Origin of the sequence: Oceanobacillus sp. HCA-5259 (genome assembly GCF_037892815.1) — a bacterium.
GTDB classification, from domain to species: domain Bacteria; phylum Bacillota; class Bacilli; order Bacillales; family Amphibacillaceae; genus Oceanobacillus; species Oceanobacillus indicireducens.
Window position 1 is genome coordinate 125655 of sequence record NZ_JBBKBV010000003.1, and the last position, 12448, is coordinate 138102.

At 40.2% G+C, this 12448-nt stretch carries 14 protein-coding genes; 6 read left to right on the forward strand and 8 right to left on the reverse strand.

The annotated features are described in order from the left end of the window. Positions 1–87 precede the first annotated feature (87 nt). A complete protein-coding gene (locus WKU33_RS03070; RefSeq protein WP_445321678.1) occupies positions 88–666 on the reverse strand; it encodes a nitroreductase family protein in 579 nt (192 codons plus the stop codon). A gap of 617 nt (positions 667–1283) precedes the next feature. Between WKU33_RS03070 and WKU33_RS03075 the strand changes: the two genes are divergently transcribed. The 3 genes from WKU33_RS03075 (at position 1284) to WKU33_RS03085 (ending at position 4303) form a co-directional block, all read left to right on the forward strand. Then, entirely contained in the window at positions 1284–2480 is a 1197-nt protein-coding gene (locus WKU33_RS03075) for a quaternary amine ABC transporter ATP-binding protein (protein ID WP_156857226.1), read from the forward strand. Continuing rightward, positions 2470–3333: an ABC transporter permease gene (locus WKU33_RS03080; protein WP_336253063.1), complete on the forward strand. Its 864-nt coding sequence runs from the start codon at positions 2470–2472 to the stop codon at positions 3331–3333. Before WKU33_RS03075 ends, WKU33_RS03080 begins: the two co-directional genes overlap by 11 nt. A 67-nt stretch (positions 3334–3400) precedes the next feature. Next, entirely contained in the window at positions 3401–4303 is a 903-nt protein-coding gene (locus tag WKU33_RS03085) for a glycine betaine ABC transporter substrate-binding protein (protein WP_156857224.1), read from the forward strand. A gap of 610 nt (positions 4304–4913) precedes the next feature. On the opposite strand, the gene WKU33_RS03090 is transcribed toward WKU33_RS03085, so the two are convergent. From WKU33_RS03090 to WKU33_RS03110, 5 genes are all read right to left on the reverse strand, one after another. Then, on the reverse strand, positions 4914–5030 hold the full coding sequence (locus tag WKU33_RS03090) for a GntR family transcriptional regulator (RefSeq protein WP_340453226.1): 117 nt from the start codon (positions 5028–5030) through the stop codon (positions 4914–4916). A gap of 203 nt (positions 5031–5233) precedes the next feature. After that, a complete protein-coding gene (locus WKU33_RS03095) occupies positions 5234–5695 on the reverse strand; it encodes a DUF3887 domain-containing protein (RefSeq protein WP_156857223.1) in 462 nt (153 codons plus the stop codon). Between the two features lie 21 nt (positions 5696–5716). Next, complete coding sequence (locus WKU33_RS03100; protein ID WP_340453163.1) at positions 5717–6334, reverse strand: alpha/beta hydrolase family protein; 618 nt, start codon at positions 6332–6334, stop codon at positions 5717–5719. A 47-nt stretch (positions 6335–6381) separates the two neighbouring features. Further along, positions 6382–7053 carry an alpha/beta hydrolase gene (locus WKU33_RS03105; RefSeq protein WP_340453166.1) on the reverse strand — a complete coding sequence of 224 codons (672 nt, stop codon included), beginning with the start codon at positions 7051–7053 and terminating at the stop codon, positions 6382–6384. Positions 7054–7314: 261 nt separating this feature from the next. Beyond that, positions 7315–7425 carry a YjcZ family sporulation protein gene (locus WKU33_RS03110; RefSeq protein WP_156857221.1) on the reverse strand — a complete coding sequence of 37 codons (111 nt, stop codon included), beginning with the start codon at positions 7423–7425 and terminating at the stop codon, positions 7315–7317. A gap of 417 nt (positions 7426–7842) precedes the next feature. Here WKU33_RS03110 and WKU33_RS03115 point away from each other — a divergent pair, with 417 nt between their 5' ends. The 3 genes from WKU33_RS03115 (at position 7843) to WKU33_RS03120 (ending at position 9146) form a co-directional block, all read left to right on the forward strand. Then, on the forward strand, positions 7843–8100 hold the full coding sequence (locus WKU33_RS03115; protein WP_188858972.1) for a hypothetical protein: 258 nt from the start codon (positions 7843–7845) through the stop codon (positions 8098–8100). A gap of 90 nt (positions 8101–8190) precedes the next feature. Continuing rightward, the gene (locus tag WKU33_RS19050; protein WP_442946212.1) at positions 8191–8415 is read left to right on the forward strand and encodes a YppG family protein; all 225 of its coding nucleotides are present in this window, start codon (positions 8191–8193) and stop codon (positions 8413–8415) included. 17 nt (positions 8416–8432) lie between these two features. After that, positions 8433–9146, forward strand: coding sequence for a class I SAM-dependent methyltransferase (locus WKU33_RS03120; RefSeq protein WP_370459786.1), 714 nt, complete (start codon positions 8433–8435; stop codon positions 9144–9146). Between the two features lie 4 nt (positions 9147–9150). On the opposite strand, the gene WKU33_RS03125 is transcribed toward WKU33_RS03120, so the two are convergent. Together WKU33_RS03125 and WKU33_RS03130 are read right to left on the reverse strand one after the other, a co-directional pair. Then, on the reverse strand, positions 9151–9663 hold the full coding sequence (locus WKU33_RS03125; RefSeq protein ID WP_156857217.1) for a DUF6944 family repetitive protein: 513 nt from the start codon (positions 9661–9663) through the stop codon (positions 9151–9153). Positions 9664–10543: 880 nt separating this feature from the next. Next, the gene (locus WKU33_RS03130) at positions 10544–12439 is read right to left on the reverse strand and encodes a PTS fructose transporter subunit IIABC (RefSeq protein ID WP_156857216.1); all 1896 of its coding nucleotides are present in this window, start codon (positions 12437–12439) and stop codon (positions 10544–10546) included. Positions 12440–12448 lie beyond the last annotated feature (9 nt).

The following is a 12448-nucleotide window of genomic DNA, read 5'->3' on the forward strand; positions in this document are numbered from 1 at the left end:
CATTAACGGTCTGTAATACCCCTACTGAATGAAGTTTCACTTTATGAAAATAGCCCAAATGATAAAACTCTCATTTGGGCACGTCCATTATTTTTTAAACTTTCCATTAAAAATAAAATTCTCTAATGGCATGCGTTGGTTCGGTTGTTCACGCTCTTGTAATACTTCAGGCAGTTTTTCTTTTTCATCCTGATAGCCAATCGCGACGAGCGCTTCTATATTATACTCGTCTGGAATCTCGAGTACGGCCCGTGCTTTATCGAAATCAAATCCCGTCATCGGATGGGTAATCAGTCCTTTCCTATTCGCCTGCAGAGCTAAGAATGCCCAAGCTGCTCCTGTATCAAACGAATGCGAACGGATCACATTCCCATCCTGTTCCTTCTTGGAAATGATCAACGCTAATACAGGTGCACGTGTACACCAAGCTAAATTCCCCTCATAAAGGAATGAATGGAACACTTCCCGCTCTTCCGCTGTCTTCGCAAGGATGAATCTCCATGGCTGAAAATTAAAAGCAGAAGGAGCCCAGTGGGCCGCTTCGAACAAAGCTAATAATGTATTCTCTGGCACCTCTTTTTCCGAAAATGAACGCGGCGACCAGCGCTCAAGAAACATCTCGTCAATATCATATTCAGATGTTCTATACTTCCTCGTTTCTGTCATAACCATTATGCATTTCCTCCTTCATGCTTCTCATTATACAAAAGAAACTGTACTTCTTGTATAAATCAACCTAATGAATAGACTACTACTGAATAAAATGACTTTGGTTGCTTTCTACATGCATAACATTCTTTGAACGCTCACGACTGAAGTTACGAGTATTCTAGGTTTAGTTTATTCATAAGAAGCGAAATCTAACTTTATAAAGTGAAACTTCATTCAGTGGGGATCCTTACCCCCTCCACTGAGTGTTAGCTGAACAGAATCTGGGATTTACGGACTGTATATCCCCCACCTTCACAAGTTAGGCTTCCCTCATGTTTAGAGGTCGGGGGATTACAAACCGTTAATGCGTGATAACAAGGATTTTCTGAATTAAAAGCAGAATGATTTGGAGGATTCTAGAGATAATGGGAGAAATGAGCCAATAAACGGGTTTATACTTTAGGACGCATAAACTCTACATTCTAAATCAACGTAAACAAGAACATACCATGTTTGAGTTAATGTTTTTAAATGCGTATAGTTAATAGGTAGATTATTTTTATGGATAAAAAAATACAGATGTGCATCGTTAGCTTTGTATATCAACAAAAATTACACAAAGAGGTGAAGGTATGCCGATTATTGAAGTTAAGAATCTAACCAAAGTGTTTGGAAGAAATACGAGACAAGCACTAAAACTTCTAGACGAAGGCCGCACGAAGGAAGAAATCTTAAAAGAAACTGGTGCAACGGTCGGAGTCAATCGCGCAAATTTCTCTGTAGAAGAAGGAGAAATATTTGTTATTATGGGGCTTTCAGGTAGTGGTAAATCCACATTGGTACGATTAATCAACCGCCTGATTGAACCGACACAAGGAAATATTTATATTGATGAGGAAGACCTTTCTAAAATGGATAAAAACCAACTAAGGGAAGTTCGCCGTGAAAAACTAAGTATGGTCTTCCAAAAATTCGGTTTATTCCCGCATCGAACTGTATTGGATAATGCCGCGTTCGGCTTAGAAATCCAAAAAGTTGATAAAGCGGAAAGGGAAAATCGAGCTACAAAAGCACTTGAAATGGTTGGACTTGGTGGATACTTGAACCAGAAACCAGGCCAGCTTTCCGGTGGGATGCAGCAGCGTGTTGGTCTTGCGCGAGCCCTCACAAATGACCCCAAGGTCCTTCTAATGGACGAAGCTTTCTCAGCACTTGATCCACTAATTCGAAAAGAAATGCAAGATGAACTCATCCAATTACAGTCGAAAATGAAGAAAACCATTCTATTTATTACACATGACTTGGATGAGGCATTGCGTCTAGGTGACCGGATTGCTTTAATGAGAGACGGGAACATTGTCCAAATCGGTACACCGGAAGAAATTTTAGTAAATCCCGCAAATGATTATGTGGAGAAATTCGTTGAAGATGTTGATAAATCCAAAGTGTTAACAGCCCACCATATCATGAAGCGTCCAGAAACCATTCAAATTGAACGACATGGTCCACGGGTCGCACTGGAAAGAATGCGTGAGGAAGGTATTTCTAGCATTCTCGTAACTGATAGAAACCGTAAATTAAAAGGTTATGTAACAGCAGACGACGCTTCAAAAGCAAGAAATGAAGATGTTAGGGATTTAAATGAAATTATTCGTACAGATATACCGAAAGTAGATAAAGAAACACCTTTACAGGATATCTTCTCTATCATCTATGACTCCCAGACCCCGGTAGCCGTTGTCGAGGATGGGAAGCTATTAGGTATTATTGTGCGAGGTGCTGTAATTGCAGCACTTGCTGGAGAAGGAGAGGTGACAAATGGTGCTTAATATTTCTAGTATCGTACCAAGAATTCCTGTTTCAGAAGGGGTTACTGATGCTGTTCGTTGGATAACAGATACATTTTCCTTTTTATTCAACCCAATTAAGCAGCACTTCGGTAATCTTATGGAATTCATTTCAGAAACTGTATTGATGAATATCCCGCCATTCATTTTCATCCTACTTATTGCAGTTATTGCATTTTTCATAACAGGGAAAAAGCTCGGCCTTGCTGCATTCTCAATCGTTGGACTTTGGTTTGTTTATAACCAAGGGTATTGGGATCAGATGATGAACACGATCACGCTCGTCATTGTAGCGAGTTTACTTTCCATCATCATCGGTGTACCGGTTGGAATCCTGATGTCTAAAAGTAAGATTGCCGAAACTATCATCACACCGATACTTGACTTCATGCAGACGATGCCGGCATTCGTTTACTTGATTCCTGCCGTTGCTTTCTTTGGTATTGGAATGGTACCGGGTGTAATTGCTTCATTAATCTTTGCAACACCACCAACCGTTCGTTTTACCAACTTAGGTATCCGTCAGGTGTCTGCTGAACTAGTGGAAGCAGCCGATGCGTTCGGAAGTACCGGTTCACAAAAACTATTCAAAGTAGAACTTCCAATGGCTCGCCCAACCATCATGGCTGGCATTAACCAAACAGTAATGTTATCATTATCTATGGTAGTTATCGCTTCGATGATTGGAGCACCAGGTCTTGGTAGAGAAGTACTATCTGCCTTACAACGTTCTCAAGTAGGTCCAGGATTTGTATCTGGTGTAGGAATCGTTATTCTTGCAATTGTTATTGACCGTATGACGCAAAACTTAAGTAAAGAGAAGAAATCAAGCTAATGGCATCTTTTCCACGGAAAATGTTCCATAAATAGTAATGAGTTTTAATAAAGGAGAGATTTATATAATGAAGAAGTTCAATTGGAAACGTCTAGGGGTTGTATTAGGCTTATCTACGGCACTATTTGCTGCAGGTTGTGGCTCCGGAGATGATAGCTCATCTGAAACAGGCGACGATGCTGCTGGTTCTTTAAATGGTGAAGTTGAACTAGCTTATGTAGAATGGGATACAGAGATCGCTTCTACACATGTTGTTGGTAAAGTTTTAGAAGACTTAGGATTTGATGTTACATTAACTCCTCTAGATAACGCTGTTATGTGGGAAGCCGTTGCTAACGGTGAAGCAGACGGAATGGTTGCTGCTTGGTTACCTGGAACACACGAAGCTCAATTTGAAAACTATGGTGATCAGATGATTGACCTTGGCCCTAATTTAGAAGGAGCGAAAATTGGTTTAGTTGTTCCAAGCTATATGGATGTTGACTCAATCGAAGACTTATCGGATGAAGCTAACAAAATTATCACCGGCATCGAACCAGGTGCTGGAGTAGTTGCTGCTTCTGAGCTTGCTGTAGAAGAGTATGACAACTTAGACGGCTGGGAGGTTCAAACTTCTTCAAGTGGTGCAATGACGACCGAATTAAGAACTGCTTATGAAAATGAAGAAGATATTATTGTAACTGGTTGGTCTCCACACTGGAAGTTCCAAGCTTTTGATCTGAAATATCTAGATGATCCAAAAGGTACTTTCGGTGAAGCTGAAACAATCAACACTATGGTACGTGAGGGTCTAGAAGAGGACCTTCCGGAAGTTTATCAAGTTCTTGATAACTTCCACTGGTCTACAGAAGATATGGAAGAAGTCATGCTTAAAATATCAGATGGTGCTAACCCTGCAGATGCAGCCGCAGAGTGGGTAGAAAATAACCAAGATAAAGTAGACGAATGGACAGAAGGCATTGAAGAATAATTGATAAAAGGACTGGTATAGTTACCAGTCCTTTTTACTTTGAAAAATAGATTGTTTTTACTATAGAACACTAGTTCCTATTATGATATAATTGCCTTACCCCCAACGGGAAAGGGGGTGGACCTATGGAGGCAATGGCAATAATAGTAGCTTTCCTTGCACTGGTAACCGCAGTAGTTAATCTGACATCGGCTCTACTAAACGCAAGAAAAAAGAAAGACCATCGCTCGGGCAAGCGATAGTCAGCTATTATGGGTAAGGGAATAAACTCCCTTGCCTCCTCCATATTCTATTTTAAATATAACCGATTTATGCATGAATAGCAACAATTTAACGGTCAGCCAAACCAATTAATACGAACGTGGCAATCCTAACACATGCTGACCTAGATAAGCCAAAATCATATTATCATTCACCGGAGCGACTTGATACATCCTTGTCTCTCTAAATTTGTTCGACGACAAGAGCATCCGGCTGATTTTCCCTGATTTTGCGTAAATCCACGAGAAAAAGACTGATTCCGTCTGATTTCTTCTTTACTTTCTCTGAAGGAGTTGTGCGAGCGAGAACAAGGAGTAGATCTGATTGTGTGTGGCTTCATAGTAATGAGTCATTCTATTTCAAGTGTCCGTAATGCCTCTCTAATCGGCATTCTGCTTACCCCGATCATTTCTGCGAGTTCCGTTTGCACAAGCCGTTTTCTCGGCTCAAAGTCTCCTCTTAAAATAGCACTTCTTCAAATACTGCAAACTTGGTTATGTAACATTTCCCGAGTACCGATTTGCAGATTCTTTTGTATAGACATGTTAACGTCTTCCTTACGCGAGCTTCACTATTCTAAATTGTATCGCAGCAAGGAAGGAATATGAAGTGAAAAGTTGAAAGCAGCGTTTTTTCCTCACGAGTTTCAATCTTTTTTAGGCTGCTCCTCTAGACCATATAAAATCCGGCGATTTCCATATTTTCATTGACCGTTACCTGGAAGGTGATATCCGCGTCATTGAAGACTCCTTTAATTAATACCACTTCATGGTCTTCCACTTCCTCCGTCTCCTTATATTCAAAAGCAATGAAATCACCGAGCTGCTCTTCCAGACTCCCCCATATTTCTTGAAGTTCTTCTGCTCCGACTTGTGCAGCCATCGTTTCATCAAAATTTTCCGTTGCTTCCTCGTATTGCCCGTCACTCAATTGGTCAATAAATTCTTCCGCGACGACAACTGCTTCATCCCTCGTACCGTCTCCATTCTCATCCGTCGTCTGTTCTTCCGCTGGCTCTATACCTTCTTCTGGAGTTTCTACGGATTCCTCCGTGTTTTTTCCCCCGCTACAGCCTGCTAAAAATAAGATTGCTGCTATTAGTAAAAAACTTACCACCTGTAATTTCTTCATAAAGACTGTCCACTCCTTATTTTAGTTAAATTTTTCCAAAATCCACTCGCCAATATCTTGTATCACATTTTCATCCACTTGATTCGGATATTCATATTCCCGAAGCGTCCCTTCTCCCGCTCCTTCATAAGCAATGAAAAAATGATTCAATCCGGGATAGCTGATAAACGTTGCGTCATCATGATTTTCCAATAATTCTTGCCAATATGCATAATCTTTATCATAGAAAACTTGGAAATCGTCCTCGCCTTGCAAGATTAGTAACGGCTTATCCAATTCTCCGATATACGACTGGACATCATATTCAGCCATTTCTTTTAAATAATAGCCATTTATCCCAAATACAGTAACTTCTTTGGACTTCTCTGTCGTCAGCTTTTGTAAGTTTTGGGCCTTCTGATACTCTTCTTCTACGGACGCCAGCTGTTCCTTCTGTTCCTCTTCATTTGCGATGAGTTTTTCAATCAGGTATAAATTCTGTTCATAAATAATCTCCCATAAAGGGCGAGGAGAGCCAGCAAGACTGATAAGCCCAGCGAAGTCACCGCCTTCTGCATCGATCCGAGGCGCGAGCATTCCGCCAAGACTGTGACCTGCCAAGTAAACATGTTCCGGATCAATACGGGGATCAGACTTCACTAATTCAGCAGCCCGAATCGCATCTTCTACCGTCTCTTCATAAACCGTCAGATGAGCTCCATCTCGTTACCGTACGCAAGGGTGCGCTTATCATACCGGATAACAGCAATCCCTTGTTCCGCAAGTCCCCAAGCAAGGTCGCGGAACGGCTTGTAGGCAAAAGCTGTCTCATCTCGATCTGATGGTCCGGAACCATGAACGAGCACCACTGCAGGAAATTTTCCTTCGCCTTCTTTAGGAAGTGTAAGCAGTCCTTCTAGCTCATATTCTGTTTCCTTGCCAACAATTATTTCCTCTTCTTTAATCGATTCCGGCAACTCCCTTTTAGTAAATCCGTCTGATAAACTCAAGCCAACTAAACGCGTTTCCTTATTAAAAATCAAGCGAATATCAAAGTAATCCGTTGTGTACTCAAGACTCGCTTCTACAACATCCAGATCTTCCGTCAGGTTGTCCGCTTGCAAGGAACTTAATTCAACAAAGTCTCCCTCTGTTACTTTCTCTTCCCAATCGCGCGCAAGTTCAACCGCAGACAATGATTCCTGCAATTCATTGGAAAACCAAATTTCATATAGCTTATCATATTCCCCTGCTTGTAATAAACCTATCACTTCTTCCCCCGCTTCTTCAACTGTCGGTGCCGGCGGATCATCTTTAGCACAACCTATTAATAAAACAAGGATTATCAAGCACCCCAGCATTAGCCAATTCGTACGCATGGGCGTTACCTCCATTATGTATGTTCAATCACTTGTATTACGGAATAATTAGAAAAAGGTTTCGTCTTTACTTAACTAATCATCACAATTTTTGCTCATTGTTTCACTTAATAAAATTGAATAAGATCCGTTTTTTCCTTTCTTCTATGTTACCATAATGCAAAAAGGATTAATCAGATAGACCTGATTAATCCAAATGCACATAAGTGGTAAAGTATACACTTTTCCGACGGGGAGAGAATCAATGGTTGCAGGCGAATCCTAATAGCCCCAGCCAACATAGGATGTACCTACAATAATTAAAAGGATGAATAACACAACAATCAAGGCGAAACCTCCGCCATATCCACCATATCCTTTCACTTCACTCATTCATAACACCTCCTATCCCTTGATACGATTACTATATGAAATAAAATAAAAACGGTTATAGTTAGTAACCCAGTGATGACAATATGGAAGTCATTACTAGAGATTTTTGTTATTGAATATTTGAAATACCAATTGTTCACGTAATACATTTTTCACGCATTAACGGTCTGTAATTCCCCCACCTCTATACATGAGGGAAGCCCCAACTTGTGAGGGTGGGGAATATACAGTCCGTAAATCCCTGATTCTGTTCAACTAACATTCAGTGGGGAGGGAAGGAATTCCCCACTGAATGAAGTTTCACTTTATGGTTTTTTTGCTTATTATTTTGGCGAAAACCCCAGTATAACTGTCCCTTTAATATTTATTACTACTGCATACAATATTAAGAACTTTAAATATTTTGGAGGTGACATTGTGTCCGTTGAACATTATCATAAATTGTGTAATCAATATATGGGAAGAGCTGTAAGAATAAGAACCCATGATGGAAGGGTTCATCATGGAATTATCCGCCACGTTGACCGTAGAAGAGTATATTTAGAACCAATTCGGTCAAATAGAAATTTAGGTGGTTTTGGTTATGGATATTATGGATATGGATATGGATTTGGCTTTGGAATAGCATTAGGAGCAATTGCCGGTATAGCTTTAGCATCATTATTCTTTTGGTAGTCCTTTATCCCACAATGGCTTGAAAAATATTCAAGCCATTTGTTCCTTTTCACTTCAAGTTAAAAGTTATGTATTGGAGGGGTCGAATACATGTTTCCAGAAAGACCAAGACGACCTATGCCGTTCTATCCATATAGACAACAACGAAGGGCACCTAGGCATAGACACGGGTTTCCAAGGGATTCCAGCTTGTTTACAAATATGCGGACTCCCGATGGGGATTGGGATTTTGACAAAATGATTAAAACTGGAAGAAAAGCCATGGATTTATACAATCAGGTGAGCCCGTATATTACAAGATTTATAAGAAGATAAATAAGGGGGAAATGCTATTGGGTCATACGTACCTTGATTGTTTAGCCGTACTCGGAATTGGTGGAGCACATCCAGGGGGCCTAAAACTAACAAAAGAAATTCTTTCCGGGGAAGCGATAGATCAAAGTAAATCCATCCTGGAAATTGGATGTGGAACTGGTCAAACCTCTGCTTATATTGCCGAACATTATGGATGCGATGTTGTTGCTCTGGATAATAGCAATATAATGCTGGATAAAGCGAAACAAAGATTTGCTGCGATAAATTCAGTTATTGAAACCATCCACGGAAATGTTGAAAGACTTCCATTTGCTGATCATTCTTTTGATTTTATTCTTTCCGAATCTGTTCTGTCCTTTACCAATATTGCCTTATCCATCTCTGAATGCCAACGCTTATTAAAACAGGGCGGTAAATTGCTGATGATTGAGATAGTACATGAACAACCATTATCTGAAAAAGAAGAGAAGAAAATAAAAGATTTCTACGGATTTTCACAATTACTGAGTGAAAATGAGTGGGTAAGATTACTACGGCAAGGAGGGTTCGAGCAAGTAAGCGTCGAAAAACCTACAATAAAATTTGATGAACATGATTTAAAACATGCTACTGAATTTTCTCCATCAGAAAACGTAAGCCATGAATATTTTAATATCCTTAAGGAACATGAGTATTTATCAAATTTCTATAAGGATAATTTAGGTTATCGTATATTCCGATGTAGCAGCTAGTCACTTACTCATTTTTAGAGGTAGTATATTCTCTTTGAAGTTGAATTGCAGAAATCACCGCCCCGATGGCTTGGGTCCACGCCCCCACTTCGTCTAATAAACTAGCATCTACGTTTTCCGTTTGTTCCTTTATTCCAGAGATTGCTTGAATGCTATTGCCGACAACCTGTAAAAAATCCCCTTGAAAAGCAATAAAATCATTTTCTATTATTGCCGGTACTAACGCAAGGCCACCCCCTGCCACCTGAATAAGATTACCTCTAATTTCAAGATTGGCATTCTCTTTATATAACCCTGTAATAACAAAGAGATTTCCAATAGATTGTACCTTATTAGCAATTTTGCTTTCAGGGTTAATTGTAGCATCCGCCATTACAGCACTTCCAACAGCCTGCAAAATGTTTCCGGTCTTCGCTATAACTTTTCCATCATCTTCAACAAAGGGGGGATCAATTGCATTGATGATCGTTCCAACCGCTTGTATCCATGCCCCAATAACGATTTGATTAACAACCATGGGCTCACCTTTTTCGAAATTACTTCTACGCTTATCAGAAAGGTGGGTGGGACTTCTCTCAACAAACGGAGAAAAGTGCTTAAATTATTATATATAGATGTAAAAGAAATTGTGAGGATTAATTAAACTACCCGCTTCATTCTTCTTCAGATTCACGCTACAAATTACTTCACCAAATGGGACAAAGAACTTAAATAATATTGAAAGTGATGCCAATGATGGATATAATTAGATTATTGAAAACGGCATGTGTCAGTCAGTTATTTCTGCTTTACTGCATATAGACAAAATAAGGGGAGTGATTTTCATATATTATCTTACAAGAATAGGAGTAGTGGGTGTTTTTATAATTTTAGTTGTTTCCATTGCTTTCTTATGGGACTATATTGCAGGTAAATTGGAAAAAAGCAGGGTGAAAACAAAAATAGGAAAAATGATAACAGTATTGATAACAATGATTCTCCAATTATTATTTGTGTTGACGATAACTGCAATATATCATTTAACTTTTATTGATACCCTTTTCGTAACATGTTTCTTAATACTAACGATAACATGGATTCTTTCTTATTTCGGTAATTATAATCAAAACAGTCAAAGCATCACGGATAAATATCAAGGAGGCAATGATTATCAAGTTAAAGTATTTAAGTTAAGGTTAAATCCAGTTCTAATAGGTATTTATTTTCGATAGTTGGAATATTATTCGGTTTTCTATACTATGCTCCTTATTTTATTTGAAATCTTGCTTTGGTTGTTTGAAATAGACTAGGAATTCTAACCGTTTTGTGGTTAAAAAACTCCCCATCCAGTAACAGAGAACATAATTATTTCTCCGTCTACTATATGGGGAGCATATCGACATTTTAAGTGTCTCTATTTATTTTTCTTCAACAGGTTTTTTCCATAATCCTAGTACTATTCCCGCAACAACCATGCCGATAATAAGCGACAGTATAAAGAACCAAGGATGTTCCGCAAGTGGGGCAACGAATAATCCTCCATGTGGGGCAGGTATCGCGCTATTCCAAGCTTGAGTCAGTCCGCCTGCAATTGCCGCACCTAAAACAGATGAGCCAATTACGCGTAGGGGATCGGCCGCTGCAAAAGGAATTGCTCCCTCTGTAATAAAGGAAATCCCCATTACATAGTTGGTCATCCCTGACTTCCGTTCCTGATCGGTAAATTTATTTTTAAAGAACGTCGAAGCGAGCGCAATCGCGAGTGGTGGGACCATTCCGCCAGCCATGACAGCAGCCATCAAACTGCCATCACCTGTATCGGTGAAGATTCCAATTGAAAAAGCATAGGCTGCTTTATTAAACGGTCCACCCATATCAATCGCCATCATTCCACCGAGCAAGGCACCAAGCAGAACAGCATTTCCTGTGCCAAGATTTTGCAGAAAATCAAGCATCGCATGATTAACGGTGGAGAAAACTGGACCGATGATGAAATACATTAAAAGTCCTGTAATAAATAATCCGACAACAGGATAAAAAAGAATTGATTTTAATCCGTCGAGAGACTTGGGTAATCCTCGGAATGCCCTTTTTAGAAATACAATTACATAACCTGCCAAGAAACCGGCAACGAGTCCGCCAATAAACCCGGCATCACTTTGAACCGCCATTAATCCGCCGACAACACCTGGCATTAATCCAGGCCGGTCTGCAATACTCATTGCGATAAATCCGGCAAAGATCGGGATGAGGAAGTCAAAAGCACTTCCACCGACTCCATTTAAGAATAGGAATATCTGACTTTCATCCCCAACAAAACGTTCAACTAAAAAGGAAATTGCCATCAAAATTCCGCCGCCAACAACAAATGGAAGCATGTGGGAAATTCCGTTCATCAAGTCCTTGTAGATCTTATTCCAGATAGATCCCGCTGATGTCTTGGCTGTGTTATTTTCAGCTTTTTCTCCTCCATCGGATGAATGATAAATCGGAGCATCCTTCTTAACCGCTTTTGTAATCAGTTCTTCTGCTTTACTAATTCCGTCACTGACAGATCGGTCGAGTAGCGGTTTTCCGTGGAATCGGTCCATCTCCACTTTTTTACTAGCAGCGATAATCACCGCATCCGCCCGCTCGATTTCCTCATCCGTCAATTTATGTTTTGCACCGTCCGAACCGTTTGTCTCTACCCGAATATTTACATTCATTTCGGCCGCTTTTTGTTTCAGCGCATCCTCTGCCATGTACGTATGGGCTATTCCAGTCGGACAAGCCGTAACCGCTACGATGAATGGTTTTTCTTCCTGGGTGACTTCTGTTTTATCAGATTCTGTAGTTTCCTCTTTTTCTTCCGCTTCATCACCCTCTGCTTTGCTAAAGAGATCTTGAACTTCATCTGGTGTTGTAACTTGCTTTAGCTTTTCCACAAAATCCGGGTCAATTAACTTCCGGGAAAGGGCTGCTAATGTTTGCAAATGCGTATCGTCCTCGCCATCCGGCACCGCTATCATAAAAAATAGATACGTCGGCTGGCCGTCCAACGATTCAAATTCAACCCCTGATTTGCTTTTCGCAAATAATACGGTCGGTTCTTTCACCGCTTGATGCCGGGCATGAGGCATTGCAATCCCATCACCGAGTCCAGTAGATGTTTGAGCTTCTCTTGCTAAAATAGCCTCTTTAAAAGAAGCAAAATCATTTACGACCCCGTGAGCTTCCAGGCTCTTTATCATTTCATCAATGACGGATTCCTTTTCCTGTGCCTGCAAGTCCATAATCATAATATCTTTTCGCAGCAAATCGATCACTTGCATCTTCCTCAC

What these genes read in the sequence shown, in the direction of transcription:
- WKU33_RS03075 (WP_156857226.1), top strand. Translation starts at nt 1,284, where the DNA reads ATGCCGATTATTGAAGTTAAGAATCTAACCAAAGTGTTTGGAAGAAAT.
- WKU33_RS03130 (WP_156857216.1), bottom strand. Translation starts at nt 12,439, where the DNA reads ATGCAAGTGATCGATTTGCTGCGAAAAGATATTATGATTATGGACTTG.
- WKU33_RS03080 (WP_336253063.1), top strand. Translation starts at nt 2,470, where the DNA reads ATGGTGCTTAATATTTCTAGTATCGTACCAAGAATTCCTGTTTCAGAA.
- WKU33_RS03095 (WP_156857223.1), bottom strand. Translation starts at nt 5,695, where the DNA reads ATGAAGAAATTACAGGTGGTAAGTTTTTTACTAATAGCAGCAATCTTA.
- WKU33_RS19050 (WP_442946212.1), top strand. Translation starts at nt 8,191, where the DNA reads ATGTTTCCAGAAAGACCAAGACGACCTATGCCGTTCTATCCATATAGA.
- WKU33_RS03070 (WP_445321678.1), bottom strand. Translation starts at nt 666, where the DNA reads ATGACAGAAACGAGGAAGTATAGAACATCTGAATATGATATTGACGAG.
- WKU33_RS03110 (WP_156857221.1), bottom strand. Translation starts at nt 7,425, where the DNA reads ATGAGTGAAGTGAAAGGATATGGTGGATATGGCGGAGGTTTCGCCTTG.
- WKU33_RS03125 (WP_156857217.1), bottom strand. Translation starts at nt 9,663, where the DNA reads ATGGTTGTTAATCAAATCGTTATTGGGGCATGGATACAAGCGGTTGGA.
- WKU33_RS03085 (WP_156857224.1), top strand. Translation starts at nt 3,401, where the DNA reads ATGAAGAAGTTCAATTGGAAACGTCTAGGGGTTGTATTAGGCTTATCT.
- WKU33_RS03105 (WP_340453166.1), bottom strand. Translation starts at nt 7,053, where the DNA reads ATGCGTACGAATTGGCTAATGCTGGGGTGCTTGATAATCCTTGTTTTA.